Here is a 26,514-nt window from a genome sequence, read left to right as displayed (position 1 = left end):
CCGGAAAGCGGGCCCGGAACCTACTCCGTCCCCTCCCCCGTGGCCTTGAGGGCCAGCCACAGCTCCATCCGTACGTCCGGGTCGTCCAGGGAGCGGCCCAGGATCTCCTCGACCCGGCGCATCCGGTAGCGCAGGGTGTGCCGGTGGACGCCCAGGTCGGCCGCGGCCGCGTCCCACTGGCCGTGCCGGGAGAGCCAGGCGCGCAGCGAGGCCACCAGGTCGCCGCGGCCGGTGGCGTCGTGGTCGCGGAGCGCCCGGAGCATCCCGTCGGCGAAGGCGCGGACGGCGTCGTCGGCGAGGAGCGGCAGGACCGAGCCCGCCGCCAGGTCCTCGTGCTCGACGAGCGCCCTGCCGCGGCGGCGGGCGACCGAGAGCGCCTGTTCGGCCTGCTTGTACGCGGCGGCGGCCGCGATCGGGCCCGCCGGGGCGGAGAGGCCGACGACGACGCCGGCCTCCTCGGCCTCGCGTGCCGCGTACCCCTCGCAGGCGGTGACGACCGCGCCGCCGTCGGCGGCGAGGACGAGGAGCCGCTGCTCGCCCTCGGGGACGGCGAGGACCGCCTCGCCCGCGCGGGCGGCGGCGGCCTCCAGGGCCTCGGCGAGGACGGGGAGGGGCGGTTCGGAGGCCGGTTCGCCGCCGGCGGGTTCGGCGACGAGGATCCGGAAGGGGGCGTCGAGCAGCCCGCCGTACACGTCGCCGGCCACCGCGCGCGCGTGGTCCGGCTGTCCGGCGAGCATCATGCGCAGGACGGCGGCGCCGAGGCGCTGCTCGGCGGCCTGGAGGGAACGGGAGCGCTCCGTGGTGAGGGTGAGCAGGGCGATGGCCGAGTGGACGGCGTACCGCTCGCCGGTGCCGAGGGGGGCGCCGGTGCCGACGGCGAGGGCGCCCCGGACGCGGCGGCCGGTGCCGAGCGACTGGAGCTCGACGCGGTCGTCCGTGTCGCCGACCACGGCGCTGGCGGGGGCGGGGCGTTCGCGCAGCCGCTCCACGTCGGGGGTGAGCCGGGCGGCCCGGCGGGCGGCCCACTCGGGCGAGACGGCGACGGGCTTGCCGGCGGTGTCGTAGAGGGCGGCCCAGCCGTCGACGTGGGCGGCGAGACGGGCGACGACGGCGTCGGGGCCCTCGGCGAGCGCGGCCCGGGTCAGCTCGCGCTGGACCTCGAAGCCGGCGGTGACGGCGCGGTACTGGTCGGCGGAGATGGCGGCGGAGACGGCCTTGCTGATGGCGAGGAAGGGGGTCCGGCGCGGCACTTCGAGCAGCGGCAGGTGCTCCTCGCGGGCCGCTTCGAGCAGCGCCGCCGGGATCTCCTCGTGGTTCACCCCCACGGCGAACCCGAGCCCGACGACCCCCGCCCCGAGCAGCCGCCGCACGTAGCGGCGCATCGCCTCCGGGTCCTCCGCGTCGAGGGTGAGCGCGGTGGTGAGCAGCAGCTCGCCGCCCTCCATGTACGGCACGGGATCGGCGAGCTCACTGACGTGCGCCCACCGGACGGGGGTGTCGAGACGGTCCTCACCGGCCCGGACGACGAGCTTGAGGGCGGAGTGCTGCACGAGCGAGGCGAGGGTGGGCGGCATTGGGGACCGTCGGACCTTTGGGGAGGGGGGCGCCGCTCAGCCGAGTGGCGCCCCCGATTGTGCCAGGGGCGGGGGGAGGGTGCTCAGGTGCGGAGGTCTACGAGGAGGGGAGGTGTGTGCGCGCCGGTGACCGTGCTCAGGGAGACGACGGCGTGGCCGGGCGGCACGGAGTGCGCGAGTTCGGAGGCGGACCACCGTTCGCGCTCCACCTTTCGTGTCGTGACGGCGTCGGTGGTGACGGCCTTGCCCGTGATCTTCTTGCGCAGGGCGTGGATGAAACGGGTCATGGGCTGGTCGGCGAAGACCGTGTGGTGCGCCACCTCGGTGGTCTCCACCCACTCCTTGCCCCAGGTCTCGGCGAATCCCCGGCCGTCCCAGGTGCTGATGCCGGAGAGCGCCACGCGGCAGCCGACGGCGCCGAGCAGCGGACCGTGCAACGCCTCGGGCACCTCGCCGAGGGTGCGGAGGCCGAGGACGACTCCGGCGTTGTGCGGGCGCAGCCGCTGGAGGGAGCGGACGGTGCCGGGGGTGAGCGCCCCGGTGGCGTCGTCGAGCACGAGGGAGACGAGGTGCGCGCGGCCGGTGCCCGCCCGGGCCGCGGCCAGGAACTGGGCGAGGACCAGCCGGGCGAGGAGCCGTGACGCCTCCTCGTGCCCGCGCTCGGGCAGCTCGATCCTGACGCGCAGCGGGTGGTGCGTGACGGACTTCAGCGAGAAGGGGCGTACGGCTCCCCCGTCGGCGCCGAAGAACTCGGCGAACGCGGGCCGGTCGAGGAGCGACAGGCGGTCCGCGAGGAGCGGCCCCGCGTCGGCCGCGGTGCCGGCCTGCCGGATGCGCGCCTCCAGCTCGCGCCGCATCGTGGCGGTGCCGTCGGCGGGCAGCCGGTCGAGCAGCGCCGTCAGCGTTCCCGGACCCGCTTCGAGCAGTTCGCGGAGGACCGGCACGGACGGGAAGCGGCCGTACGCCGCCCGGTAGGGGCCGAGGAGCTGGGCGAGGACGGTGGCGGCGCGCCGGGCGTCGACGTTCTCGACGTCCCCCGCCAGGCCTTCGGCGAGCAGGGCCGCCGCCTCGTCGGGGTCGGCGAGGCCGGCGTACAGGTCGAGGTCGTACGGCGAGGACGGGTCGCCCGGCCGGACCACGACGTCGTACGCGGCCTCGGGGCCGAACGGCGCTTCCGCCGTGCCGACGGCGACGACCGCGCAGGTGCCGGTGAGCGCCTGGAGGGTGAGGGACTCGACGACCGGGCCGGTCGGGCGGCCCGTTCCGCCGGTGCCGGCGGGTCCCACGACGAGCAGTGAGGTGGCGAGCGCGGACGGGTCGAGGGCCAGGCCCGCGCCCCGGTAGGCGGCCGGGTTCCGTTCCTCGGCGGCGCAGCGCCCGATGCGGACCTGGCCCACCAGGAGGTCGTGGGCGGCGGCACGGGCCGGCAGGTCCCGGTCGCCCGAGGGGTGCGCCCAGGCCGCGGCGCCCCGGCGCAGCACGGTGTCGACGAAGGAGGCGAGCCCGCCCGCGCCGGCGCGTTCCCGCTCCAGGTTCCGGCGGACCCGTGCGCAGTCCACGTCGTTCATGCGTCCGGCGGCGAGCTCGGCGGCGAGCAGGTCAGCGGTCCGCCACTCCCCCGCCGCCCGCAGTTCGGGCCATTGCGAGAGGGGGACGGGCGCGGCCGGGCCGGGCGCCGGGGCGGTGGTGTCGGCGCGGGAGCGCAGCCGTTCCCGGACGAAGGCGGGCCAGGCGCCGAGGCGGGCGAAGGGCCACAGGACGACCGCCCCGATCAGCGCGTAGACGGTGTAGACGAGGAACGGTGAGGTGAGGACGTCGTACCCGCCGCCGATCAGCGTGACGAGGGAGAACACCGGCCTGGAGACCGGGAGCGCCTCCCAGCCGGCACCGGGAAAGGCGCGGGGCCAGACGAGCGTCAGGGCGATCAGGGCCGCACCGGCCGTGAGCCCGGCGCGCACCGGGGGGCGACGGTCGGCGAGCACGTGGCGGGCGAGTTCGGCCCAGGCCCCGAGCCGGGCCATCGCGTAGAGGAGCACCGCGAAGAAGACTCCGTCGTAGACGGCCCGGGCCTCCTCGCCGTGCCAGTCGCGGGGCGAGGTGGTACCGGTGTGCCACCAGTCCGCGGGGGTGAAGGCCATGAGCGGGATCGACTGGTACGGGACGGCGCCGCGCCGCCAGGCCGACCACAGGAACAGTCCCACCACCAGGGGGATGAGGAGTCCGGCCACGGTGACGGGCGGGAGCCGGCGGGCTTCCCTGGGCGGTGGCGGGGGCACGTGCCGGAACCGCCAGATGCCGGGCGCGGCCTCGGGGCGCGGGGCGTCGAGCCAGGCGACCACGGGCGCGGTGGTTGCACCGGGCACGGCGGCGGGAGCGGCGGGCGGCGCGGCCGGGCCGGGCGGGCCGGGCGGGACGACCGGCGGCGCGGGGGGCACGGGCGGCACCGGGCGCGCGGGCGGAGTCGGCGGCGGTGCCGGGTGGGGGAAGGACGGCGGTCCCGCCGGCCGTGGCACCCCGCCTCCCGTGGTGTCGCGTGACTCGTACGTGCCGTCGGTCTCCATGAACCCCTGCCCCCTGACCAGCCAGGTCGCCGCGTCTGTGCCACCGTCAATCTAGTGGGCCCGCGCCGCCCCGGAGGGATTTCGACCACCCGTGCGGCCGATCCCCGCCGGCGCGCCCCGGCGTGCGGGGCCGACCGTCTCCCGAGGGGGCGTGACCGGGCGTCTTCCGGAGGGAGGAGCGCTCCGTCATGTCCATCCCGGACAACGACACACCCCCCACCACTCCCGATCGGCGCATGCCTCTCCCCCTCCCCCGCGCCTAGCCTGCGGAGGAAACCCGCAAGTGCGTCCAGAACACCCCCAGGAGCCCCGCATGAACGCTGTCCCGCAGGAGCGGCGCGTCGTCACCGCCATCCCCGGTCCGAAGTCGCAGGAGCTTCAGGCCCGACGCCTCGACGCGGTCGCCGGTGGCGTGGGCTCCACGCTGCCCGTCTTCACCAAGCGGGCCGGCGGCGGCATCATCGAGGACGTCGACGGCAACCGCCTGATCGACTTCGGCTCCGGCATCGCCGTGACCTCGGTCGGCGCCTCCGCCGAGGCCGTCGTGCGCCGCGCCTCCGCGCAGCTCCAGGACTTCACCCACACCTGTTTCATGGTGACGCCGTACGAGGGGTACGTGGAGGTCTGCGAGGCGCTCGCCGAGCTGACCCCGGGCGACCACGCCAAGAAGTCGGCCCTGTTCAACTCGGGCGCCGAGGCCGTCGAGAACGCGGTCAAGATCGCCCGTTCGTACACCAAGCGCCAGGCCGTCGTCGTCTTCGACCACGGCTACCACGGCCGTACGAACCTGACGATGGCGCTCACCTCGAAGAACATGCCGTACAAGCAGGGCTTCGGGCCGTTCGCGCCCGAGGTGTACCGCGTGCCGGTGGCCTACGGCTACCGCTGGCCCACCGGTGCCGAGAACTGCGGCCCCGAGGCCGCCGCCCAGGCGATCGACCAGATCGGCAAGCAGATCGGCGCCGAGAACGTCGCCGCGATCGTCATCGAGCCGGTCCTCGGCGAGGGCGGCTTCATCGAGCCGGCCAAGGGCTTCCTGCCGGCGCTCGTGAAGTTCGCCAACGACAACGGCATCGTCTTCGTCGCGGACGAGATCCAGTCCGGCTTCTGCCGCACCGGCCAGTGGTTCGCCTGCGAGGACGAGGGCGTCGTCCCGGACCTCATCACCACCGCCAAGGGCATCGCGGGCGGTCTGCCGCTCGCCGCCGTCACCGGCCGCGCCGAGATCATGGACTCCGTCCACGGCGGCGGCCTCGGCGGCACCTACGGCGGCAACCCGGTGGCCTGCGCCGGTGCGCTCGGCTCCATCGAGACGATGAAGGAGCTCGACCTCAACGGCAGGGCCAAGCGCATCGAGGAGGTCATGAAGGCCCGCCTCACCGCGATGCAGGAGAAGTTCCCGGCCATCGGCGACATCCGCGGCCGCGGCGCCATGATCGCCATCGAGCTGGTGAAGGACCCGGTCACCAAGGAGCCGTACGCGGAGGCCGCCGGCGCCCTGGCGAAGGCCTGCCACGCGGAGGGCCTCCTGGTCCTGACCTGCGGCACCTACGGCAACGTGCTCCGCTTCCTGCCGCCGCTGGTCATCGGCGAGGACCTGCTGAACGAGGGCCTCGACATCATCGAGAACGCGTTCGCCCAGATCTGATCCCCGGCCCCGCGGGGCCCTGGTGTGAAGACTCTGTGGGGGGCCGATGGCGGGACGCGTTTCCCGCTGTCGGTCCCCCTTTCCCTGGCGTACGGTTCCCACGGATGAGAGAAACACCCCGGGCGGAGCCTCCCCAGCACCGTCCGCACCGTGCCTCCGCGCACGCCGCCGGCGCCTCGTGCCCCGGCACTCCTCACCGATCGGATGGCCGCACGCCCCACACCCCCCGGGGCGCGCGGCAGCCCGGTCCTCCCGGCCGTCCTGGAACCACCCCCCCTGTTCCAGGGCGGCCGGCTCTCTTCTCGGCGCTCGTCGCCTTCGCCGTCGTGACCTGGCAGGTGCTCGTCCACGGCCCCCTGGCCAGGCTCGACGAGCGGGTCTCCCGGGCCCTGGTGGACACGGTCCCCCGGCCCCTGAGCGAGCTCGCCTCCGACCTCGGCAACATGCCCGTCGCGCTGCCCGTGCTCGGCTGCGCGATGGCGTACGCGGTGTGGCGGGGGCGCGGGCGGGCCGCCCTGTGCGCGGGGCTCGCGATGGCCGCCGTACCCCTCCTCGTGGTTCCGCTGAAGCTGTGGACCGCCCGTCCCGGGCCCCTGGAGCCGTGGGCGCACGGCTACTACCCGTCGGGTCACACGGCGACCGCGATGGTGGCCTACTTCGGCGCGGCCCTCCTCGTCTCGAACCGGCTGGTCCCCGTCGCCGCCGTGCTGACGGCGGTGACGGGGACCGGGTTGGTGCTGCGGGGCTACCACTGGCCGCTGGACGTGGTGGCCAGCCTCTGCCTGGGGCTGTGGATCCTGGCCGTCAGCTCCAGTTGTACGAATCGAAGTTCTTCGAGAACTCCCACTGGTTGAAGCGGTCCCAGTTGATCGACCACGTCATCAGGCCGCGCAGGGCGGGCCAGGTGCCGTGGGTCTGGTACGAGCCGCAGTTGACCTTCCTGGTGAGGCAGTCCAGGGCCTTGTCGACCTCGGACGGGCTGGTGTGGCCGTTGCCCGCCTGGGTGGAGGCCGGCAGGCCGATGGCGACCTGCTCGGGGCGGAGCGCCGGGAAGACGCGGTCGGTGTTGCCGGCGACCGGGAAGCCGGTGAGGAGCATGTCGGTCATGGCGATGTGGAAGTCGGCGCCGCCCATGGAGTGGTACTGGTTGTCCAGGCCCATGATGGAGCCCGAGTTGTAGTCCTGGACGTGCAGCAGGGTGAGGTCGTCGCGCAGGGCGTGGATGACCGGCAGGTAGGCGCCAGCGCGCGGGTCCTGGCCGCCCCAGGGGCCGGAGCCGTAGTACTGGTAGCCGAGCTGGACGAAGAAGGTCTCCGGGGCCATGGTCAGGACGAACTTCGCGCCGTACTTGGCCTTGAGGGTCTTGACCGCCTGGATCAGGTTGACGATGACCGGGCTGGTCGGGCTCCGGAAGTCGTTGTCGCCGGTCTGGAGCGAGAGGGAGTGGCCCTCGAAGTCGATGTCCAGGCCGTCGAGCCCGTACTCGTCGATGATCTTCGAGACGGAGGTGACGAAGGCGTCGCGGGCGGCCGTGCTGGAGAGCTGGACCTGCCCGTTCTGGCCGCCGATGGAGATGAGGACCTTCTTGCCGGCGGCCTGCTTGGCCTTGATCGCCGCCTTGAACTCCGCGGGCGACTCCACGTTCGGGCACTCGGCGGCCGGGCAGAGGCTGAAGCGGATGTCGCCCGAGGTCACCGAGGTGGGCTCGCCGAAGGCCAGGTTGATGACGTCCCAGGAGTCGGGGACGTCGGCCATGCGGGTGTAGCCGGAGCCGTTGGCGAAGCTGGCGTGGAGGTAGCCGACGAGGGCGTGCGCGGGCAGGCCCTGGTCGCCGCCGCCCCCGCCTCCGCCGCTGGTCGTGGTCGCGGTGACGGCGGCGGACTTCGGGGACTCGCCGGCCGCGTTCACGGCGCTGACCTGGAAGGTGTACGCGGTGGAGGCGGTCAGGCCGGTCGCGGTGGCGGAGGTGCCGGTGACCGTCTGGATCCTGGTGGCGCCCCGGTAGACGTGGTACGAGGTGGCGCCGGAGACCGCGCTCCAGGTCAGCGGCACGGTGGTGGAGGTCGGGGAGCCGGCCGCGAGCCCGGTGGGGGCGGTGGGGAGCTGGACCGGGTCGCCGCCGGGGCCGTACAGGGAGAGGTCGTCGGCCTGGTAGGCGGGGGTGCCGTACCAGCCGTGGGTGTAGATCGTGACCGAGGTGGTGGAGGGGCCCGTGGTGAATCCGGTGCTGAGCTTCTGCCAGGCGGGGGCCGAGCCCGTCCAGGTGGAGACGTCGGTGGTGCCGGTGCCGGTGGCGCCCAGGTAGACGTAGCTGCCGCGGACCCAGCCGCTCAGCGTGTACGTGGAGTTGGGCTTCACGGTGACGGTCTGGGAGCAGCGGGCGTTGTCGCCGCCGGCCGGGGTGGCCTGGAGCGCCTTCGTGCCGCCGTGCACGGGCGACGTGACGACGGCGCCGCTGCCCGCCGTGCAGGTCCAGCCGTCGAGTCCGGCCTCGAAGCCGCCGTTGCGGGCGAGTTCGGTGTCGGCGGCCTGGGCCGCGGGGGTGAGCGCGAGGAGCCCTCCGGCGGCGAGGGCGCCCGCCAGGGTCAGGGTGAGGGATCTGGAGCGGGCCACGACTGCCTCCGGGAAGGGGGAGATGGAGAGGTGGGGGAATCGAAGGGAGCGCGCCACAGCATGGTCCAGACCAATCGAGTGGTCAAGACCTCTGTCCGCACGGCTCCTTCGCTCAGTCCCCGTCCACCACCCCCTCGCCCCGGGCCAGTCGCCCCGCCGCCTCGTGCATCGCCAGCTCCAGGAGCGGGGCGTCGGTGAGGGTCCCGGCGCCGTCCGGGACCACCAGCCAGCGCACCGCGCCGGACGTCCGGCCCGGGTACGGGACGACGATCCAGGTCCCGGCGCCCGCGCTGCGGATCCCGGTGCCGAGCCAGCGGGCGGCGGTGCCCGGCGGGACGAAGAAGCCCATCCGGGCGTCGCCGAAGTCGGCCAGGACCGGGCCCGGCCGGCCCACCAGGCGGGTCAGCACGTCGAGCGTGGGATAGCCGAGTCCGGCCGGCAGGATCAGCACGTCCCACCGCACGCCGGCGGGCAGCAGCGCGACCCCGTGCGGGCTGCGCTCCCACTCCCACCGGCACGCGTCGGGATCGGGCGCGGCCGAGAGCAGCCACTCCACCGCACTCCTGGCGCCCGCGGCTCCCGTACCAGTCATCGCGACGTCCTCCTTCCGTGTGGACACGGTGTCCACCCGGAGAGAGCGCGGAGGGCGGCTTCTCTTACGCGGCTTCGGCTACCCGCCGGTTGTGACGTACGTCACGCGGGCGTGCGTCGCCCGGACGCGCGTCACGCGGGCGTGCGTCGGGCGGGCGTCCGTCCCCCGGGCGTCCGTCCCCCGGACGTGCGTCACGCGGGCGTGCGCCGGGCGACCGGTCAGCTGTCGAAGCCCAGGCCCAGGCGGTCCATCGCCTTCAGCCACAGGTTCCGCCGTCCGCCGTTCTCGTCGGCGCGGGCGAGCGACCACTTGGTGAGGCCGATGCCGGCCCAGGCGACCGGCTCGGGCGGGAACGGCAGCGGCTTGGAGCGGACCATCTCCAGGTCGGTGCGCTCGGTGCGCTCCCCCGCGAGCAGGTCGAGCATCACGTCGGCGCCGAAGCGGGTGGCGCCGACGCCGAGGCCGGTGAACCCGGCCGCGTACGCCACCTTCCCCTTGTGCGCCGTGCCGAAGAAGGCCGAGAAGCGGGAGCAGGTGTCGATCGCGCCGCCCCAGGCGTGGCTGAAGCGGAGCCCTTCGAGCTGCGGGAAGCAGTGGAAGAAGTGCTCGGCCAGCTTGAGGTACGTCTCCGGGCGGTGGTCCCTCTCGGCGCTGACCCTGCCGCCGAAGGGGTAGATCGCGTCGTAGCCGCCCCACAGGATCCGGTGGTCGGCGGTGATCCGGAAGTAGTGGAACTGGTTGGCGGAGTCGCCGAGCCCCTGCCGGTTCCTCCAGCCGATCGAGGCGAGCTGCTCGGGGCTGAGCGGCTCGGTCGTCAGGGCGTAGTCGTAGACCGGGACCGTATAGGCCCTGACCCGCTTGACCAGCGACGGGAAGACGTTGGTGCCGAGCGCGACCCGGCGGGCGAGGACCTTGCCGTACGGGGTGCGCACGCCCGTGCCGGCACCGACGGAGACCAGGTCGAGACCGGGGGTGTTCTCGTAGATCCGGACGCCCAGGCCCAGGCAGGCCCGCTTGAGGCCCCAGGCCAGCTTGGCGGGGTTCAGCATGGCGACGCCCCGGCGGTCCCAGAGGCCGCCGAGGAAGGTCGGCGAGTCGACCTCGGCGCGCACCGCGTCCCGGTCGAGGAGGTCGACGCCGTCGGCGAGGCCGAGCCGGTCGAGCTGCCCGTACACCTCGTGGAGCTCCTCGACCTGGTACGGCTCGGTGGCCACGTCGATCTCGCCGGTGCGCTCGAAGTCGCAGTCCAGGGAGTAGCGGGCGACGGCCTCCTCGATGGCGTCGAGGTTCCGCTCGCCCAGCTCCTCCAGCTTCGGCAGCTCGCCCGGCCAGCGGGCGAGCCCGTTGCCGAAGCCGTGGGTGAGGGAGGCCGCGCAGAAGCCCCCGTTGCGGCCCGAGGCGGCCCAGCCCACCTCGCGCCCCTCGATCAGGACGACGTCCCGGGAGGGGTCGCGCTCCTTGGCGAGGAGCGCGGTCCACAGTCCGCTGTAGCCGCCGCCGACCACGAGGAGGTCGCACGTCTCGGTGCCGGTGAGGGCGGGCAGGGCGCCCGGCTTGCCGGGGTCTTCCAGCCAGAAGGGGACGGGCTGGGCGTCGGAGAGAGATCGGGCGGCGAGACGCATGGCGACTGGGGCCATGGTTTCCAACTCCTTCGGTGCCTGGGCGGCCTTCGCTCAGGCTGTTGCTGTTTTCTTGCGCCGGTTCGTGATGATCTGTCCGGCCACCACCACCAGTACCGCGAGGACGAACATCGCGGTGCCGATGACGTTGATCTGAACGGGTGTTCCGCGCTGCGCCGAGCCCCAGACGAACATGGGGAAGGTGACCGTGGAGGGTCCCGCGTTGAAGTTGGTGATGATGAAGTCGTCGAACGAGAGCGCGAAGGCGAGCAGCGCGCCGGCGGCGATGCCGGGGGCGGCGATCGGCAGGGTGACGCGCAGGAAGGTCTGCGCGGGCCCCGCGTAGAGGTCGCGGGCGGCCTCCTCCAGGCGCGGGTCCATGGACATGACCCGGGCCTTGACGGCCGTCACGACGAACGACAGGCAGAAGGTGATGTGGGCGATCAGGACCGTCCAGAAGCCCAGCTCGATCCCCATGTTGAGGAAGAGGGTGAGCAGCGAGGCGGCCATGACGACCTCGGGCATCGCCATCGGGAGGAAGATCAGCGAGTTGATCGCGCCGCGCGCCCGGAAGCGGTAGCGGACGAGCGCGAAGGCGATCGCCGTGCCGAGGGCGACGGCGCCGAGGGTGGCCCAGGCCGCGAGCTGGAGCGACAGCGACAGCGACTGGCACATGTCGGCGACGCCGCAGGGGTCCTTCCAGGCGTCCAGGGAGAACTTCTGCCAGGAGTAGTTGAAGCGCCCGTTCGGCTTGTTGAACGAGAACGCCATCACGACGAGGTTCGGCAGGATCATGTACGCGAGCGTCAGCAGGCCCGCGACGACGACGAGGTTCTTGCGGATCCAGCGCATCAGACGAGGTCCTCCGTTCCGGCGCGGCGGATGTAGACGGTGACCATGACCAGGACGATCGCCATGAGGAGGAAGGAGAGCGCGGCGGCCGTCGGGTAGTCGAGGACCCGCAGGAACTGCGACTGGATGACGTTGCCGACCATCTTGGTGTCGGTCGAGCCGAGCAGTTCGGAGTTGACGTAGTCGCCGCTCGCCGGGATGAAGGTGAGCAGGGTGCCGGAGACGACGCCGGGCATCGACAGCGGGAAGGTCACCTTGCGGAAGGTGGTGGCCGGGGAGGCGTACAGGTCCCGCGCGGCCTCGTGGAGGCGCCCGTCGATCCGCTCCAGGGAGGTGTAGAGGGGCAGGATCATGAAGGGCAGGAAGTTGTACGTGAGGCCGCAGACGACCGCCATCGGGGTGGCGAGCACCCGGTCGCCCTCGGTCCAGCCGAGCCAGCTCGTCACGTCGAGGACGTGCAGCGCGTTCAGCGCGCCGACCACGACGCTGTCGTCGGCCAGGATCGTCTTCCACGCCAGGGTCCGGATGAGGAAGCTGGTGAAGAAGGGGGCGATGACCAGGACGAGGAGCAGGTTGCGCCAGCGGCCGGCCCGGAAGGCGATCAGGTACGCGAGCGGGTACCCGAGGAGCAGGCAGAGGACGGTCGCGGTCCCGGCGTAGAGCAGGGAGCGGACGAACTGGGGCCAGTACTCCTGGAGGGCCGCCCAGTAGGTCGGGAAGTGCCAGGTGACCTGGAAGCCGGTTTCGAGGGAGCCGGTCTGGACCGAGGTGGAGGCCTGGTAGACCAGCGGCAGCGCGAAGAAGACGAGCAGCCAGACGATGCCGGGGAGCAGCAGCCAGTAGGGGACGAGCCGCTTGCGGGTGGGGGGCTTGCGCAGAACCGGTTCCTCCGCCGATCCGGGCGCCTCTTTCGTCAGGGTCGGGGCGCTCATCCGGCGTCCTCCACGCTCTCCACGCCCGCGTCGCCCACTGTCCCCGCGAGCAGGGACTGGTCCGCGTCGAGCCCGAACGTGTGCGCCGGGTTCCAGTGCAGGACCACCTCGGCGCCCGGGACGAGGCGGGTGTCGCGCTCGACGTTCTGCTCGTACACCTGGAGTTCCGCGCCCGCCGGGCTGTTCACCACGTACTGGGTGGAGACGCCGATGAAGGAGGAGTCGGCGATCCGGCCGGTGACGCGGTTGCGGCCGTCGGCTATCGCGCCGGCGTCGTCCGCGTGCGTGAGGGAGATCTTCTCGGGGCGGACGCCCACGAGCAGCCTGCCGCCCGCGCGGACGGCGGGGGTACAGCGGCCGCCGGGGACCCTGAGCCTGCCGCCGCCCGCCGTGACGAGCACGTCGGAGCCGGTCTCCAGGACCTCGGCCTCGATGAGGTTGGAGGTGCCCAGGAAGTTGGCGACGAAGGTGGTCCGCGGGTTCTCGTACAGGTCGGCGGGGGCGCCGAGCTGCTCGACCCGGCCGCCGTTCATCACCGCGACCTGGTCGGCCATGGTCATGGCCTCCTCCTGGTCGTGGGTGACGTGCACGAAGGTGATGCCGACCTCGGTCTGGATCCGCTTGAGCTCCAGCTGCATCTGGCGGCGCAGCTTGAGGTCGAGGGCGCCGAGCGGCTCGTCGAGCAGGAGGACCTGCGGGTGGTTGATGAGGGCGCGGGCGACGGCGACGCGCTGCTGCTGGCCGCCGGAGAGCTGGTGCGGCTTGTGCCGGGCCTTGTCGCCGAGCTGGACGAGTTCCAGCATCGCGTCGACCTGCGGCTTCACCGACTTGATGCCGCGGCGGCGCAGGCCGAAGGCGATGTTCTCGGAGATGTCCATGTGCGGGAAGAGCGCGTAGGACTGGAAGACGGTGTTGACCGGCCGCTTGTAGGGCGGGAGGTCGGTGACGTCGGTGTCGCCGAGGAAGACGGTGCCGGTGCTGGGGTCCTCCAGGCCGGCGATCATGCGCAGGGTGGTGGTCTTGCCGCAGCCGGAGGCGCCGAGGAGGGCGAAGAAGGAGCCCTGCGGGACGGTCAGGTCGAGCGGGTGGACGGCGGTGAAGGAGCCGTACGTCTTGCTGATCCCGGTGAGACGGACGTCGCCGCCGCCAGTGTTCTTTCCGGTGTGAGCAGTCTTGTCAGTCATGGGTCGTGGTCCCAGGGGAGTGAGAGGGGGTGGACGAGGCCGGGCTCAGGCGCCGATGAGCTTGGCGAACTTCTCCTCGTACGCCGTCTCCTCCGCGCCGGTGAGCGAGCGGAAGGCGCGCGACTTCTTCGCCATGGCCTTGTCGGGGAGGATCAGCGTGTTGTCCGCGAGCTCGGGGTCGATCCTCGCGAGCTCGTCCTTCACCCCGTCGACGGGGCAGACGTAGTTGATGTACGCGGCGAGCCGGGCGGCGACGGGGAGCTCGTAGTAGTGGTCGATGAGCTTCTCGGCGTTGGACTTGTGCCGGGACTGCGCGGGGACGAGCAGGTTGTCGGTGGAGGTGATGTAGCCGGCCGCCGGTACGGCGTAGCGGATGTCGGGGTTGTCGGCCTGGAGCTGGATGACGTCGCCGGCCCAGGCGAGACAGGCGGCGATGTCGCCCTTGTCGAGGTCGGACGTGTAGTCGTTGCCGGTGAAGCGGCGTATCTGCTTCTTGTCGACGCCCTTCTGGAGGCGTCCGACCGCCGCGTCGAAGTCGGCGTCCGTGAAGGCGCCCGGGTCCTTGCCGAGGTCGAGCAGGGTCATGCCGACGGTGTCGCGCATCTCGGTGAGGAAGCCGACCCGGCCCTTGAGCGAGGGGTCGTCCAGGAGCTGGGTGACCGAGTCGACCTTCTTCCCGCCGGTCGCCTTGACGTTGTACGCGATGACGGTGGAGATGCCGGTCCAGGGGTACGAGTGGGCGCGGCCGGGGTCCCAGTCGGGGTTGCGGAACTGGGCGGAGAGGTTGGTGTAGGCGTGGGGGAGGTTCGAGGGGTCGAGCTTCTGCACCCAGCCGAGCCGGATCATCCGGGCGGCGAGCCAGTCGGTGACGCATATGAGGTCGCGGCCGGTGTCCTGGCCGGCGGCGAGCTGCGGCTTGATCTTGCCGAAGAACTCGACGTTGTCGTTGATGTCCTCGGTGTACTTGACCTTGATCCCGGTGCGCTTCTCGAACGCCTCCAGGGTGGGGCGGGACTTCTCGTCCTCGCTCACGTCCATGTACTCGGTCCAGTTGGAGAAGGCGACGGTCTTCTCCTTGGCCGAGTCGTCGGTGGAGGCGGTGCCCGGGCCCTCCCGCTTGGCGGGCGGGATGCCGCAGGCGCTCAGGGACGCGAGGCCGCCGGCGGTGAGCGCGCCGACGCCGCCCGCGCGCAGCACCGAACGGCGGCTGAGGGCGCCCCGGCCGCTCGTCAGGCTGCGCCGTATCGCCGCGAGCTGCGCGGCGGACAGGCTGTCGGGCTCGTACTGCTCCATGCGCTGTGCCCTTTCGGGAGGGTTGCGTCGCCGGTCGGGCGACGGTCGGCTATCGGTCCCCGAAGATCGTGCGGTGCCAGTCCTTGGCGGCGACCGCGGTGTTGTCGTACATCACGTGCTTGACCTGCGTGTACTCCTCGAAGGAGTACACCGACATGTCCTTCCCGTAGCCCGAGGCCCGGGTTCCCCCGTGGGGCATCTCGCTGATGATCGGGATGTGGTCGTTGACCCAGACGCAGCCGGCCTTGATCTCCCGGGTGGCCCGTCCGGTCCGGTAGACGTCGCGGCTCCAGGCGGAGGCGGCGAGGCCGTAGGGGGTGTCGTTGGCGAGCCGGATGCCCTCGTCGTCGGTGTCGAAGGGCAGGACCACCAGGACCGGGCCGAAGATCTCCGACTGCACGACCTCGCTGTCCTGCGCGGCGCCGGTGATCAGGGTCGGACGGTAGTACGCGCCGTCCTCCAGGTCTCCGCCGGGGGCCTCGCCGCCGGTGACGACGGTGGCGTAGCCGCGGGCGCGGTCGACGAAGCCGGCGACCCGGTCGCGCTGGGCGTGGCTGATCAGCGGGCCGAGGTCGGTGTCCGGGGCGAAGGGGTCGCCGAGCCGGACGGACTCCATGAGTGCGGCGACGCGGGCGGTGAAGGCGTCGAAGAGCGGGCGCTGGACGTACGCGCGCGTGGCGGCGGTGCAGTCCTGGCCGCTGTTGATGAGGGAGGCGGCGACGGCGCCGTGGGCGGCGGCCTCCAGGTCGGCGTCGTCGAAGACGAGGAAGGGGGCCTTGCCGCCGAGTTCGAGGTGGAGGCGCTTGACGGTGGCGGTGGCGATCTCGGCGACCCGCCTGCCGACCGGGGTGGAGCCGGTGAAGGAGGTCATGACGACGTCGGGGTGGCCGACGAGGTGCTCGCCGACGGTCCGGCCGGCGCCGTTGACGATGTTGATCACGCCGTCGGGGATGCCGGCGTCGGTGGCGGCCCGCGCGAACATCAGGGAGGTGAGGGGGGTGAGTTCGGCGGGCTTCAGGACGATCGTGTTGCCGGCGGCGACCGCCGGGAGGATCTTCCAGGCGGCCATCTGGAGGGGGTAGTTCCAGGGGGCGATGGAGCCGACGACGCCGAGGGGCTCGCGCCGCACGTAGGAGGTGTGGTCGCCGGAGTACTCGGCGGCGGCCTGGCCCTGGAGGTGGCGGGCGGCCCCGGCGAAGAAGGCGGTGTTGTCGACCGTGCCGGGCACGTCGAACTCGGTGGTGAGCTTCAGCGGCTTGCCGCACTGGAGGGACTCCACGCGGGCGAAGTCCTCGGCCCGCTCGGCGAGGACGGCGGCGAAGCGGTGCAGGGCGTCGGAGCGCTCGCCGGGGGTGGCGCCCGCCCAGCCGGGGAAGGCGGCCCTGGCGGCGGCGACGGCCGCGTCCACGTCGGCGGTGGAGGCGAGCGCGTAGGTGTACACGGTCTTCCCGGTCGCCGGGTCGATCACGTGGTGGTCCTCGCCGGACGTTCCGGGGCGGAGCCGACCGCCGATGTACTGTGCGCCGTCCGCGAAGCGGTCCGTCACCTGGAAGCGGTTGCCCATGACGCTCTCCGTTGTCCCAGCTCGAATTGAGTGCCGATCCTGACAGAGGGACGACTACCCAACAAGTGATTCCGTTGTTGCCTTTTGGTTACGCGACGGATTCGGTCGACCATGTGTCGAGGCCGCCGGAAAATCTCCGTACGGAGTGTCCGTGGCGAATGCCAGACTCGCATGCATGAGCGCGATCGAGGAGCTGACACAGCAGGTCAGCAGGGGTGACAAGGTGAAGTGGCTGCACTTCTGGGGTCACCGTCCGCACCCGGACGGACACCTCTCGGCGAGCTGTCTGAGCCAGTGGTGGCCGTCCCCCTTCACGGTCGACGGGGTGGCCCACGCGACCGCGGAGCACTGGATGATGGCGGCCAAGGCCCGGCTCTTCGGGGACGCGGACGCCGAGCGGGCCGCGCTGGCCGCCCGCACCCCGGCGGAGGCCAAGAAGGCGGGCCGGCTGGTGCGGGGCTTCGACGACGCGGTGTGGGAGCGTGAGCGGTTCGGGATCGTCGTCGAGGGGAGCGTCCACAAGTTCTCGTCGGACGGCGCCCTGCGCGCGTATCTGCTGGGCACCGGTGACCGGGTCCTGGTGGAGGCCAGTCCGGTGGACCGGATCTGGGGCATCGGACTGGCCGCGACCGACCCCGGCGCCCACGACCCGGCCCGCTGGCGCGGCCTCAACCTCCTGGGCTTCGCCCTCATGGAGGCGCGGGAGCGGCTCCGGGAGGGCTGAACACGGGGGAGGGCCCCGCACCGGAATCCGGTGCGGGGCCCTCCCCCGTGTCAGGACGTGCGTACGGAGGTCCGCGTACGGGTCCTCAGCGGGTGATCTCCAGCACCAGGGACGACGCGAACGGGTCCTCGTCGTAGCTGCCGGAGTCCTCGAAGGTCGAGGGGTCCTGGGCGATCGCCCAGACCAGGAAGCCGAGGAAGACCGCGCCGATCAGGGTGCCGATGGCGCCGAGCACGATGCCGGCGACCGCCATGCCCCGGTTCGTCGCCTCCCCCCGGCCCGCCTTCTTCACCCCGACGATGCCGAGGATCAGGGCCAGGATGCCGAGGAGCGCCCCCAGGCCGTACAGGCAGAAGCCCGCGACCGAGATGATGCCGAGCACCATCGCCGCCGTGCCCGTGCCGTTGGAGGGGGGCTGCTGCCAGCCGGGCTGCCCGGCGTGTCCCGGGTATCCGGGGTAGCCGTACCCGGAGGTCGTCACGGGCGTCGGGGCCGTCGGGTAGCCGTAGCCGCCGGAGGTGTGCGCCGGGTAGCCGTACGCGCCGGGCGCCGCGGCCGGGCCGCCGGGCGCGACCGGGGGCGGCGGGACGTCGCCGCCGGGGCCGGGCGCCGCCGGCATGGACGTGACGGTCTGCTGGTCGTGCACCGGCGGGGGCGACGGCTCCACCGGCTTGCTCAGTTCCACCCCGTCGCGGTTCGGCGGAGCCCACGGGTCCGCCGGGTCGTAGCCGCCCGGCTGCTGGTCTCGGTTGTCAGACATGGGCCTCCCCCATCGTGGTCACGTCATGCTACGGCCTCACTCCTGCGGGGGAACCGTCCGGCCTACGATGACCCGATGACCGATCTGCACCCCTTCATCGCGGGCCTCCCCAAGGCCGAGCTGCACGTCCACCACGTGGGCTCCGCCTCCCCCCGGATCGTCGCCGAGCTCGCGGCCCGCCACCCGGACTCCAAGGTCCCCACGGACCCGGAGGCCCTGGCCGACTACTTCACCTTCACCGACTTCGCGCACTTCATCGACGTCTACCTGTCGGTCGTCGACCTGGTCCGCACCCCCGAGGACGTCCGGCTGCTGACCTTCGAGGTCGCCCGGGACATGGCCCGGCAGAACGTCCGCTACGCCGAGCTGACCATCACCCCCTACTCCTCCACCCGCCGCGGCATCGACGAGAACGCGTTCATGGACGCGATCGAGGACGCCCGCAAGGCGGCCGAGGCCGAGTTCGGCACGGTCCTGCGCTGGTGCTTCGACATCCCCGGCGAGGCCGGGCTCGAAGCCGCCGAGGAGACCGCGCGGCTCGCCACGACCGAGGGGCTGCGCCCGGAGGGCCTGGTCTCCTTCGGCCTCGGCGGCCCGGAGATCGGCGTCCCGCGCCCGCAGTTCAAGCCGTACTTCGACCGGGCCCGGGCGGCCGGCCTGCGCTCCGTCCCGCACGCGGGCGAGACGACCGGCCCGGAGACCGTCTGGGACGCGATCCGCGACCTGGGCGCCGAGCGCATCGGCCACGGCACCAGCTCGGTGCGGGACCCGGAGCTCCTGGCGCACCTGGCCGAGCACCGGATCGCCCTGGAGGTCTGCCCGACCTCCAACATCGCCACCCGGGCCGTCGCCACCCTGGACGAGCACCCGATCCGGCGGATGGTGGACGCCGGGGTCCTCGTCACCGTCAACAGCGACGACCCGCCGATGTTCGGCACCGACCTGAACAACGAGTACGCGGTCGCCGCCCGGCTCCTGGACCTCGACGAGCGCGGTCTCGCCGCCCTCGCGAAGAACGCGGTGGAGGCCTCCTTCCTGGACGAGGCGGGCAAGGCCCGGATCGCCGCCGAGATCGACGCGTACACCGAGGGCTGGACGGCGCGCTGAAGCGCCGACGACACGGGTCGTCGGCCCCGCGCCGACGACACCGGCGGCCGTCCCCGGCCACAATGGCCCCATGCGATCCGTCACTGTCGTAGGTCACCGCGGCGACCCGTACCGCTTCCGCGAGAACACGCTCCGTTCGATCTCCTCGGCGATCGAACGGGGCGCGGACGCGGTCGAGGTCGACGTCCGGCTGACGAGGGACGGGGTGCCCGTCCTCCTCCACGACGACACCCTCAAGCGCCTGTGGGGCCCGGACCGGGCGCTCTCCGCGCTCACGCACGCGCAGGTGGAGGAGGTGACGGCGGGCGGGGTGCCGACCCTGCGGGAGGCGCTGCTCACCGCCGGGGACCACCGGCTGATGCTGGACCTGCCGGGCGGGAACGAGCACTCGGTCCGGAAGATCGTGGGCACGGTCCGCGAGTGCGGGGCCGGGGAGCTGGTCTACTACTGCGCCGGGACCGTCGCCATGCTCCAGGTGCGGGCCGCCGACCCGGCCGCCGAGATCGCCCTGACCTGGACCTCGCTCGCCCCGCCCCGACCGGTGCTCCTCGACGCCGTGCGCCCGCGCTGGCTCAACTACCGCTTCGGCCTGGTGAGTCGGGAGCTGGGCGAGCGGGTGCACCGGGACGGGCTGCTCCTGTCGGCCTGGACGGCGGACACCAGGCGCACGATGCGTAAGCTGATCATGAACGGGGCGGACGCGATCACCACGAACCGCGTCGACGCCCTCGCCGCCGTCCTGCGAGAGGACTCCTGAGGTGAACGACAGCGTGAACGACAGCGTCAACGACCGGATCCGCACCGACATCGCCCACAACGCCCGCGTGTGGAACTACTGGCTGGGCGGCAAGGACAACTACCCGGTGGACCGCGCGGTCGGCGCGCAGGTCACCGGCTTCTACCCGAGCATCGGCGAAGTGGCGCGCGCGGACCGGGCCTTCCTCGGCCGGGCGGTGACCCACCTGGCCGCCGAGGAGGGCGTCCGGCAGTTCCTGGACATCGGCACCGGCCTGCCGACCGCCGACAACACCCACGAGGTGGCGCAGCGGGCCGCCCCCGACGCCCGGATCGTCTACGTCGACAACGACCCGATCGTCCTCACCCACGCCCGCGCGCTCCTGACGAGCGCGCCGGAAGGCGTCACCGAGTACGTCGACGCCGACGCGCACGACCCGGAGCGGATCCTCGCGGCGGCCTCGGCCACCCTCGACCTCTCCCGCCCGGTCGCGGTGATGATGCTCGGCATCCTCAACTTCGTGATGGACACGGACGAGGCCCGCTCCATCGTGCGGACCCTGATGGCCGCGGTCCCCTCCGGCAGCTTCCTGGTCCTCACCCACCCCACCCTGGAGCCGGAGCTCGGCGGCGAGGGCAACAAGGCCGCGATGGCCTTCTGGAACGAGAACGCGACCCCGCCGATCACCGCCCGGACCCGCGCCGAGTTCGCCTCCTTCCTGGACGGCCTCGACCTCCTCGCCCCGGGCATCGTCTCCTGCTCCCGCTGGCGCTCCGGGGAGGGCGACGTGGTGGCGCAGCTCGGCGCGGTGGGCCGCAAGCCGTAATGGGCGTGCGGGGGGACGTGCGGGGCGGCCGGGAGCGGGCGCGGGCCTGGGGCGCGGACAACCCGTGGGCGGTGGACGCCGGGATCGCGCGGCGTACGGCCTGCCGGACTGACCGCGGGCGGTCCCCCGCCACCCGTCCCGGCGGAGGACCCGCCCGCGGGGGACGCGCCGGGCGTGCTCGCCGACCGGTGGGAGCGGGTCCGGCCGGCGGCGGTCCGCGCCGCGGCTACGCGGGTACGGCCTCCGGAGCCGCCGCCGTCGCCGTGACGGCCTCCAGGCGCTTGATCAGGCGCCGCACCAGGAGCAGCGGCAGGATCCCGAAGACGCCGAAGGACATGTCGACGACCGACCACCAGAAGGGGATCTCGCGGATCGGGCCGCAGATCAGGGCGAGCGGGACGATGCCGACGCAGGCGATCATGCCGAACTCGACGACCCAGACGTTGCGGACGGGGTCGCGCCAGACGCCGTGGAAGGCGACGGCGATGACGAGGTGGGCGAAGGCCAGCCAGTCGTTGCCGTAGAGGAGGTAGGGGGCGTCCCGGTCGGCGGTCTCCAGGCCGCCCCGCACCCGGTGGATCCACTCGGCGAGGCCGGGGAGGGCGTCGGCGACGGGCGCGGCCCGGCCGGTCAGGGCCGAGTCGAGGAGGCGGAGTTCGGTGACGAGCGGGAAGGCGGTGAGCCCGCTCAGGACCAGACAGACGACGAAGAGGGCCAGCCAGGTGCGGATGCGCTTGAGGAGGGCTCTCGGCCCGTTCGCGTCGCTCATGGGGACAGCGTACGCCCGCTCTGAACGCGTTCAAAAGCCCGGGGGACGCTTTTTGGAACGCGTTCAAAAAGCATGGGCGCCCGGCGACGGCGGCGTCCGCCATCCCCACGGCCGCGAGGGGGAACCCCGTACGTGGCGAGAGGATCGGGACGCGCGTCCGCCGTCGCCGGTCCGGCTCACAGCCCCACGATCGAGTTCCACTTCTTGGCGAAGGCGGGGCGCTCCTCGGCGGTGACGTCCCGGGCGACGGCGAGCCGGCTCCGCAGGGCGGAGTCCGGGAAGATCAGCGGGTCCTCGGCGAGCGCGGCGAGGTCCTCGTCGCCGGAGTCCGCGAGGACCTGCCGCGCGGCCGGCACGGGGCAGACGTAGTTGACCCAGGCGGCGAGTCCGGCGGCGACCTCGGGGTCGTAGTAGTGGTCGACCAGCTTCTCGGCGTTGGACTTGTGCCGGGCGAGGTTGGGGATCATGAGCGACTCGGCCCAGAGCTCGGCGCCCTCCTCGGGGACGACGAACTCGATGTCCGGGTTGTCGGCGCGGAGCTGGATGACGTCGCCGGAGTACGCCTGGCAGGCCAGGACGTCGCCGGAGGAGAGGTCCTTGATGTAGTCGTTGCCGGTGAAGCGGCGGATGTGCTGGGCGCGGACGAGCCGCTCGACCCGCTCGCACAGGGCGTGGAAGTCGTCCTCCTTCCAGCGGGTCACGTCGACGCCCTCGCCCATCATCAGCAGGGCGAAGGACTCGTCGAGCCCGGACAGCAGGGTGACCTTCCCGCGCAGGTCGTCGGCCCACAGCTCCCGCACCGAGCGCAGTTCCCGGCCCAGCCTCCGGCGGTTGTACGCGATGCCGGTGATGCCGGACTGCCAGGGGACGGTGTGCAGCCGGCCGGGGTCGAAGGCGGGCGAGCGCAGCTGCGGGTCGAGGTGGGCCGCGACGTTCGGCTGGGCGGCGCGGTCCATCTCCTGGACCCAGCCGAGCCGGACGAAGCGGGCGGCCATCCAGTCGCTGAGGACGATCAGGTCGCGGCCGGTCTCCTGGCGGTTCATCAGGGAGGGGCCGATCTTGCCGAAGAACTCGTCGTTGTCGTTGATCTCCTCGGTGTAGCGGACGGACGTCCCGGTCCGCTTCCGGAAGGCGTCCAGGGTGGGACGGCGGGACTCGTCGTCCTCGTCGGTGTCGATGTAGAGCGGCCAGTTGGCGAAGTCGAGGACCCGGTCGCGGGCCGAGAGGTCCCGGGCGGCGGCCCGGTCGCCCTCCTCCACGAAGGCGGCGGGCACCCCGCACCCGGCGAGCAGGGCGGCCGTCCCGGCACCGCCGATGCCGCGCAGCAGGGACCGGCGGGACATGTTCTTCCTGGCTGTCGCTCTCATCCGGGCAGCATCCCGGCCGGTCGCCGCCCGCGGCAATGGACGCTCCGTCCGGGCGACGCGGCGCGGCCCCGACACCCTGTCGACCGGGGTGCCGGGGCCGCGCGGAGGACCGGTCGGCGGATCAGCCGAGGGAGGTCATGACGTGCTTGATCCGGGTGTAGTCCTCGAAGCCGTAGCCGGAGAGGTCCTTGCCGTAGCCGGACTTCTTGAAGCCGCCGTGGGGCATCTCGGCGACCAGCGGGATGTGGGTGTTGATCCACACGCAGCCGAAGTCGAGGGCCTTGGACATGCGCATCGCGCGCGCGTGGTCCTTGGTCCAGACGGAGGAGGCGAGGGCGTACTCGACGCCGTTGGCGTAGTCCAGGGCCTGGGCCTCGTCCGTGAAGGACTGGACGGTGATGACCGGGCCGAAGACCTCGTTCTGGACGATCTCGTCGTCCTGCTTGAGGCCGGAGACGACGGTCGGGGCGTAGAAGTAGCCCTTGTCGCCGACGCGCTGTCCGCCGGCCTCGACCTTGGCATGGGCCGGGAGGCGGTCGATGAAGCCGGAGACCTGCTTGAGCTGGTTGGCGTTGTTGAGCGGGCCGTAGAGCACGTCCTCGTCGTCCGGCTGCCCGGTCTTGGTCGCGGCGGCGGCCTTGGCGAGGGCGGAGACGAACTCGTCGTGGATCGACTCGTGGACGAGGACGCGGGTGGCGGCCGTACAGTCCTGGCCGGCGTTGAAGAAGCCCGCGACGGAGATGTCCTCGACGGCCTTGTCGATGTCGACGTCCTCGAAGACGACGACGGGGGCCTTGCCGCCCAGCTCCAGGTGGACGCGCTTGACGTCCTTGGCGGCCGACTCGGCGACCTGCATGCCGGCGCGGACGGAGCCGGTGATGGAGGCCATGGCGGGGGTCGGGTGCTCGACCATCGCGCGGCCGGTGTCGCGGTCGCCGCAGACGACGTTGAAGACGCCCTTGGGGACGATCTGCCCGATGATCTCGGCCATCAGGACGGTCGACGCGGGGGTCGTGTCCGAGGGCTTGAGGACGACGGTGTTGCCGGCGGCGAGGGCCGGGGCGAACTTCCAGACGCCCATCATCATCGGGTAGTTCCAGGGCGCGACCTGGGCGCAGACGCCGACGGGCTCGCGGCGGACGATGGAGGTCAGGCCCTCCATGTACTCGCCGGCCGAGCGGCCCTCCAGGAGACGGGCGGCACCCGCGAAGAAGCGGATCTGGTCCACCATCGGCGGGATCTCCTCGCTCGCGGTGAGGGCGATCGGCTTGCCGGTGTTCTCGACCTCGGCGGCGATCAGGTCCTCGGCGCGCTCCTCGAAGGCGTCCGCGATCTTGAGGAGCACCTTCTGGCGCTCGGCCGGGGTGGTGTCGCGCCAGGCGGGGAAGGCGGCCGCGGCGGCCTCCATGGCGGCGTCGACGTCGGCCTGGCCGGAGAGCGGGGAGGTCGCGTACGCCTCGCCGGTGGCCGGGTTGATCACGTCGATCGTGCGGCCGTCGGCCGCGTCGCGGAACTCCCCGTTGATGTAGTTACGCAGCCGGCGCAGCTCGGTGGTCACTTGCCACCCCTCCTGTCACGTTCTGACTTCGCACGTCCTCGTGCGCTGTCCCGATGGGTGAGACACCCCAGCCTAATCGCTCGGCTGACGGTTTCAACAGGCCCGACCCTCCACAACTTCGGATTCAGTGAGATCAGAAGCCCTTCACAACGAATTACATCGCTCTCGGGTTGCGAAACCGACGAGTCTCGGTGCAGAGTGAGGTGTGGCCAGTCGAAGCGCAGACTCCAGAACCGGAACCGGTTCGTCCCCGACGATCGACGCCGTCTCCCTGGCGATCATCGAACAGCTCCAGGAGGACGGTCGCCGTCCCTACGCGGCGATCGGCAAGGCCGTCGGCCTCTCCGAAGCCGCCGTGCGGCAGCGCGTCCAGAAGCTGCTCGACCAAGGCGTCATGCAGATCGTCGCCGTCACCGACCCGCTCACCGTGGGCTTCCGGCGGCAGGCGATGGTCGGCATCAACGTCGAGGGCGACCTCGATCCGGTCGCGGAGGCGCTGACCTCCATGGCCGAATGCGAGTACGTGGTGATGACCGCGGGCTCCTTCGACCTCATGGTGGAGATCGTCTGCGAGGACGACGACCACCTGCTGGATGTGATCAACAAGCGCATCCGCACCCTCCCCGGCGTGCGCTCCACCGAGAGCTTCGTCTACCTCAAGCTCAAGAAGCAGACCTATATGTGGGGAACCCGATAGCCGTGAGCAAGGACCTCTCCAAGACCGCGTACGACCACCTGTGGATGCACTTCACCCGCATGTCGTCGTACGAGAACTCGCCCGTCCCCACCATCGTGCGTGGTGAGGGCACCTACATCTTCGACGACAAGGGCAAGCGCTACCTCGACGGCCTCGCGGGCCTCTTCGTGGTCAACGCCGGACACGGCCGCAAGGAGCTGGCCGAGGTCGCGTACAAGCAGGCCCAGGAGCTCGCGTTCTTCCCCGTGTGGTCGTACGCGCACCCCAAGGCCGTCGAGCTGGCCGAGCGCCTCGCGGACTACGCCCCGGGCGACCTGAACAAGGTCTTCTTCACCACCGGTGGCGGAGAGGCCGTCGAGACCGCCTGGAAGCTCGCCAAGCAGTACTTCAAGCTGCAGGGCAAGCACACCAAGTACAAGGTCATCTCGCGCGCCGTCGCCTACCACGGCACCCCGCAGGGCGCCCTGTCCATCACCGGTCTGCCCGCCCTCAAGGCCCCCTTCGAGCCGCTGGTCCCCGGCGCGCACAAGGTGCCGAACACCAACATCTACCGCGCCCCGATCCACGGCGACGACCCCGAGGCCTTCGGCCGCTGGGCCGCCGACCAGATCGAGCAGCAGATCCTCTTCGAGGGCCCCGAGACCGTCGCCGCCGTCTTCCTGGAGCCGGTGCAGAACGCCGGCGGCTGCTTCCCGCCGCCGCCCGGGTACTTCCAGCGGGTCCGCGAGATCTGCGACCAGTACGACGTGCTGCTCGTCTCCGACGAGACGATCTGCGCCTTCGGCCGCCTCGGCACGATGTTCGCCTGCGACAAGTTCGGCTACGTCCCGGACATGATCACCTGCGCCAAGGGCATGACCTCGGGCTACTCCCCGATCGGCGCCTGCATCGTCTCCGACCGCATCGCCGAGCCGTTCTACAAGGGCGACAACACCTTCCTGCACGGCTACACCTTCGGCGGCCACCCGGTGTCGTCGGCGGTCGCCGTCGCCAACCTCGACATCTTCGACAAGGAGGGCCTCAACCAGCACGTCCTGGACAACGAGGACGCCTTCTTCTCGACGCTGAAGAAGCTGCACGACCTGCCGATCGTCGGCGACGTCCGCGGCAACGGCTTCTTCTACGGCATCGAGCTCGTCAAGGACAAGGTCACCAAGGAGTCCTTCACGGACGAGGAGACCGAGCGCGTCCTGTACGGCTTCCTCTCCAAGGCGCTGTTCGAGAACGGCCTGTACTGCCGTGCCGACGACCGCGGCGACCCGGTCATCCAGCTGGCCCCGCCGCTGATCGCCGACCAGGGCACCTTCGACGAGATCGAGGGCATCCTGCGCTCGGTGCTCACCGAGGCGTGGACCAAGCTGTAGGACCCGCGAGCCCCCGGGCTCCGCGGCACCACGCCGCCCTCACGGCGTGACACCACGGCCCGGGCCGGGGGGGGGGGGGGGGGGGGGGGGGGGGGGGGTGGGGGGGGGGGGGGGGGGGGGGGGGCGGCGGCGGGGGGGGGGGGGGGGGGGGGGCCCGCCGCGCGCGGGGGGTGC

The 26,514-nt window shown here is 72.3% G+C and carries 22 protein-coding genes; 8 read left to right on the top strand and 14 right to left on the bottom strand.

Annotated elements, in window-relative coordinates:
• Positions 1-20 precede the first annotated feature (20 nt).
• Positions 21-1,574 carry a PucR family transcriptional regulator gene (locus tag ACIQKA_RS15480; RefSeq protein WP_383152778.1) on the bottom strand — a complete coding sequence of 518 codons (1,554 nt, stop codon included), beginning with the start codon at positions 1,572-1,574 and terminating at the stop codon, positions 21-23.
• An 83-nt stretch (positions 1,575-1,657) separates the two neighbouring features.
• Positions 1,658-4,135 carry an ATP/GTP-binding protein gene (locus ACIQKA_RS15475; protein ID WP_391095912.1) on the bottom strand — a complete coding sequence of 826 codons (2,478 nt, stop codon included), beginning with the start codon at positions 4,133-4,135 and terminating at the stop codon, positions 1,658-1,660.
• Positions 4,136-4,448: 313 nt separating this feature from the next.
• On the opposite strand from ACIQKA_RS15475, the gene gabT reads away from it, so the two are divergent.
• Positions 4,449-5,783 carry a 4-aminobutyrate--2-oxoglutarate transaminase gene (gabT, locus tag ACIQKA_RS15470; protein WP_383152781.1) on the top strand — a complete coding sequence of 445 codons (1,335 nt, stop codon included), beginning with the start codon at positions 4,449-4,451 and terminating at the stop codon, positions 5,781-5,783.
• 104 nt (positions 5,784-5,887) lie between these two features.
• Positions 5,888-6,637, top strand: coding sequence for a phosphatase PAP2 family protein (locus ACIQKA_RS15465; protein WP_383152783.1), 750 nt, complete (start codon positions 5,888-5,890; stop codon positions 6,635-6,637).
• Here ACIQKA_RS15465 and ACIQKA_RS15460 read toward each other — a convergent pair.
• The 8 genes from ACIQKA_RS15460 to ACIQKA_RS15425 all read right to left on the bottom strand — a co-directional run bounded on the left by ACIQKA_RS15460 (position 6,588) and on the right by ACIQKA_RS15425 (position 16,432).
• Positions 6,588-8,396, bottom strand: a complete 1,809-nt coding sequence (locus ACIQKA_RS15460; protein WP_402541223.1) for a chitinase — start codon at positions 8,394-8,396, stop codon at positions 6,588-6,590. The two genes, ACIQKA_RS15465 and ACIQKA_RS15460, sit on opposite strands and share 50 nt — an antisense overlap.
• Before the next feature lie 112 nt (positions 8,397-8,508).
• Positions 8,509-8,988, bottom strand: coding sequence for a hypothetical protein (locus ACIQKA_RS15455; RefSeq protein WP_383152787.1), 480 nt, complete (start codon positions 8,986-8,988; stop codon positions 8,509-8,511).
• Between the two features lie 218 nt (positions 8,989-9,206).
• Entirely contained in the window at positions 9,207-10,625 is a 1,419-nt protein-coding gene (locus tag ACIQKA_RS15450) for an NAD(P)/FAD-dependent oxidoreductase (protein ID WP_383152789.1), read from the bottom strand.
• Between the two features lie 36 nt (positions 10,626-10,661).
• Positions 10,662-11,459 (bottom strand): ABC transporter permease, encoded by a 798-nt coding sequence (locus ACIQKA_RS15445; RefSeq protein ID WP_383152791.1) that lies wholly within the window; start codon positions 11,457-11,459, stop codon positions 10,662-10,664.
• A complete protein-coding gene (locus ACIQKA_RS15440; protein WP_391095907.1) occupies positions 11,459-12,391 on the bottom strand; it encodes an ABC transporter permease subunit in 933 nt (310 codons plus the stop codon). The genes ACIQKA_RS15445 and ACIQKA_RS15440 overlap by 1 nt, the downstream gene beginning before the upstream one ends.
• The gene (locus ACIQKA_RS15435) at positions 12,388-13,575 is read right to left on the bottom strand and encodes an ABC transporter ATP-binding protein (protein WP_383434597.1); all 1,188 of its coding nucleotides are present in this window, start codon (positions 13,573-13,575) and stop codon (positions 12,388-12,390) included. Before ACIQKA_RS15435 ends, ACIQKA_RS15440 begins: the two co-directional genes overlap by 4 nt.
• A 45-nt stretch (positions 13,576-13,620) precedes the next feature.
• On the bottom strand, positions 13,621-14,868 hold the full coding sequence (locus ACIQKA_RS15430) for a PotD/PotF family extracellular solute-binding protein (protein WP_383152797.1): 1,248 nt from the start codon (positions 14,866-14,868) through the stop codon (positions 13,621-13,623).
• A 49-nt stretch (positions 14,869-14,917) separates the two neighbouring features.
• Positions 14,918-16,432 carry an aminobutyraldehyde dehydrogenase gene (locus ACIQKA_RS15425; RefSeq protein ID WP_391095903.1) on the bottom strand — a complete coding sequence of 505 codons (1,515 nt, stop codon included), beginning with the start codon at positions 16,430-16,432 and terminating at the stop codon, positions 14,918-14,920.
• A gap of 175 nt (positions 16,433-16,607) precedes the next feature.
• Between ACIQKA_RS15425 and ACIQKA_RS15420 the strand changes: the two genes are divergently transcribed.
• The gene (locus tag ACIQKA_RS15420; RefSeq protein ID WP_383152801.1) at positions 16,608-17,156 is read left to right on the top strand and encodes an NADAR family protein; all 549 of its coding nucleotides are present in this window, start codon (positions 16,608-16,610) and stop codon (positions 17,154-17,156) included.
• A gap of 85 nt (positions 17,157-17,241) precedes the next feature.
• Here the strand turns inward: ACIQKA_RS15420 and ACIQKA_RS15415 are convergent, their stop codons facing one another.
• Positions 17,242-17,916 (bottom strand): DUF4190 domain-containing protein, encoded by a 675-nt coding sequence (locus ACIQKA_RS15415; RefSeq protein WP_383160131.1) that lies wholly within the window; start codon positions 17,914-17,916, stop codon positions 17,242-17,244.
• 75 nt (positions 17,917-17,991) lie between these two features.
• On the opposite strand from ACIQKA_RS15415, the gene ACIQKA_RS15410 reads away from it, so the two are divergent.
• From ACIQKA_RS15410 to ACIQKA_RS15400, 3 genes are all read left to right on the top strand, one after another.
• Positions 17,992-19,023 (top strand): adenosine deaminase, encoded by a 1,032-nt coding sequence (locus ACIQKA_RS15410; protein WP_383160130.1) that lies wholly within the window; start codon positions 17,992-17,994, stop codon positions 19,021-19,023.
• Positions 19,024-19,093: 70 nt separating this feature from the next.
• Complete coding sequence (locus ACIQKA_RS15405; RefSeq protein WP_402541218.1) at positions 19,094-19,780, top strand: glycerophosphodiester phosphodiesterase; 687 nt, start codon at positions 19,094-19,096, stop codon at positions 19,778-19,780.
• Between the two features lies 1 nt (position 19,781).
• The gene (locus tag ACIQKA_RS15400) at positions 19,782-20,585 is read left to right on the top strand and encodes an SAM-dependent methyltransferase (RefSeq protein ID WP_391095897.1); all 804 of its coding nucleotides are present in this window, start codon (positions 19,782-19,784) and stop codon (positions 20,583-20,585) included.
• A 226-nt stretch (positions 20,586-20,811) separates the two neighbouring features.
• Here ACIQKA_RS15400 and ACIQKA_RS15395 read toward each other — a convergent pair whose 3' ends face one another.
• The 3 genes from ACIQKA_RS15395 to ACIQKA_RS15385 all read right to left on the bottom strand — a co-directional run bounded on the left by ACIQKA_RS15395 (position 20,812) and on the right by ACIQKA_RS15385 (position 24,279).
• Positions 20,812-21,354: a hypothetical protein gene (locus ACIQKA_RS15395; protein WP_402541215.1), complete on the bottom strand. Its 543-nt coding sequence runs from the start codon at positions 21,352-21,354 to the stop codon at positions 20,812-20,814.
• Positions 21,355-21,530: 176 nt separating this feature from the next.
• The gene (locus tag ACIQKA_RS15390; protein ID WP_383160134.1) at positions 21,531-22,697 is read right to left on the bottom strand and encodes a PotD/PotF family extracellular solute-binding protein; all 1,167 of its coding nucleotides are present in this window, start codon (positions 22,695-22,697) and stop codon (positions 21,531-21,533) included.
• A 145-nt stretch (positions 22,698-22,842) separates the two neighbouring features.
• Positions 22,843-24,279, bottom strand: a complete 1,437-nt coding sequence (locus ACIQKA_RS15385; protein ID WP_402541213.1) for a gamma-aminobutyraldehyde dehydrogenase — start codon at positions 24,277-24,279, stop codon at positions 22,843-22,845.
• A gap of 205 nt (positions 24,280-24,484) precedes the next feature.
• Here ACIQKA_RS15385 and ACIQKA_RS15380 point away from each other — a divergent pair, with 205 nt between their 5' ends.
• Together ACIQKA_RS15380 and ACIQKA_RS15375 are read left to right on the top strand one after the other, a co-directional pair.
• Positions 24,485-24,976, top strand: coding sequence for an Lrp/AsnC family transcriptional regulator (locus ACIQKA_RS15380; protein ID WP_366372242.1), 492 nt, complete (start codon positions 24,485-24,487; stop codon positions 24,974-24,976).
• Positions 24,961-26,340 carry an aspartate aminotransferase family protein gene (locus ACIQKA_RS15375; protein ID WP_383160119.1) on the top strand — a complete coding sequence of 460 codons (1,380 nt, stop codon included), beginning with the start codon at positions 24,961-24,963 and terminating at the stop codon, positions 26,338-26,340. Before ACIQKA_RS15380 ends, ACIQKA_RS15375 begins: the two co-directional genes overlap by 16 nt.
• Positions 26,341-26,514: the final 174 nt, after the last annotated feature.

This window comes from Streptomyces sp. NPDC092045 (genome assembly GCF_044756005.1).
Taxonomy (GTDB): Bacteria; Actinomycetota; Actinomycetes; order Streptomycetales; family Streptomycetaceae; genus Streptomyces.
Note: the sequence above shows the minus strand (reverse complement) of the source record. Positions and strands in the feature narration are given on the sequence as shown.

What these genes read in the sequence shown, in the direction of transcription:
- ACIQKA_RS15480 (WP_383152778.1), bottom strand. Translation starts at nt 1,574, where the DNA reads ATGCCGCCCACCCTCGCCTCGCTCGTGCAGCACTCCGCCCTCAAGCTC.
- ACIQKA_RS15475 (WP_391095912.1), bottom strand. Translation starts at nt 4,135, where the DNA reads ATGGAGACCGACGGCACGTACGAGTCACGCGACACCACGGGAGGCGGG.
- gabT (WP_383152781.1), top strand. Translation starts at nt 4,449, where the DNA reads ATGAACGCTGTCCCGCAGGAGCGGCGCGTCGTCACCGCCATCCCCGGT.
- ACIQKA_RS15465 (WP_383152783.1), top strand. Translation starts at nt 5,888, where the DNA reads ATGAGAGAAACACCCCGGGCGGAGCCTCCCCAGCACCGTCCGCACCGT.
- ACIQKA_RS15455 (WP_383152787.1), bottom strand. Translation starts at nt 8,988, where the DNA reads ATGACTGGTACGGGAGCCGCGGGCGCCAGGAGTGCGGTGGAGTGGCTG.
- ACIQKA_RS15450 (WP_383152789.1), bottom strand. Translation starts at nt 10,625, where the DNA reads ATGGCCCCAGTCGCCATGCGTCTCGCCGCCCGATCTCTCTCCGACGCC.
- ACIQKA_RS15445 (WP_383152791.1), bottom strand. Translation starts at nt 11,459, where the DNA reads ATGCGCTGGATCCGCAAGAACCTCGTCGTCGTCGCGGGCCTGCTGACG.
- ACIQKA_RS15440 (WP_391095907.1), bottom strand. Translation starts at nt 12,391, where the DNA reads ATGAGCGCCCCGACCCTGACGAAAGAGGCGCCCGGATCGGCGGAGGAA.
- ACIQKA_RS15435 (WP_383434597.1), bottom strand. Translation starts at nt 13,575, where the DNA reads ATGACTGACAAGACTGCTCACACCGGAAAGAACACTGGCGGCGGCGAC.
- ACIQKA_RS15430 (WP_383152797.1), bottom strand. Translation starts at nt 14,868, where the DNA reads ATGGAGCAGTACGAGCCCGACAGCCTGTCCGCCGCGCAGCTCGCGGCG.
- ACIQKA_RS15425 (WP_391095903.1), bottom strand. Translation starts at nt 16,432, where the DNA reads ATGGGCAACCGCTTCCAGGTGACGGACCGCTTCGCGGACGGCGCACAG.
- ACIQKA_RS15420 (WP_383152801.1), top strand. Translation starts at nt 16,608, where the DNA reads ATGAGCGCGATCGAGGAGCTGACACAGCAGGTCAGCAGGGGTGACAAG.
- ACIQKA_RS15415 (WP_383160131.1), bottom strand. Translation starts at nt 17,916, where the DNA reads ATGTCTGACAACCGAGACCAGCAGCCGGGCGGCTACGACCCGGCGGAC.
- ACIQKA_RS15410 (WP_383160130.1), top strand. Translation starts at nt 17,992, where the DNA reads ATGACCGATCTGCACCCCTTCATCGCGGGCCTCCCCAAGGCCGAGCTG.
- ACIQKA_RS15405 (WP_402541218.1), top strand. Translation starts at nt 19,094, where the DNA reads ATGCGATCCGTCACTGTCGTAGGTCACCGCGGCGACCCGTACCGCTTC.
- ACIQKA_RS15395 (WP_402541215.1), bottom strand. Translation starts at nt 21,354, where the DNA reads ATGAGCGACGCGAACGGGCCGAGAGCCCTCCTCAAGCGCATCCGCACC.
- ACIQKA_RS15390 (WP_383160134.1), bottom strand. Translation starts at nt 22,697, where the DNA reads ATGTCCCGCCGGTCCCTGCTGCGCGGCATCGGCGGTGCCGGGACGGCC.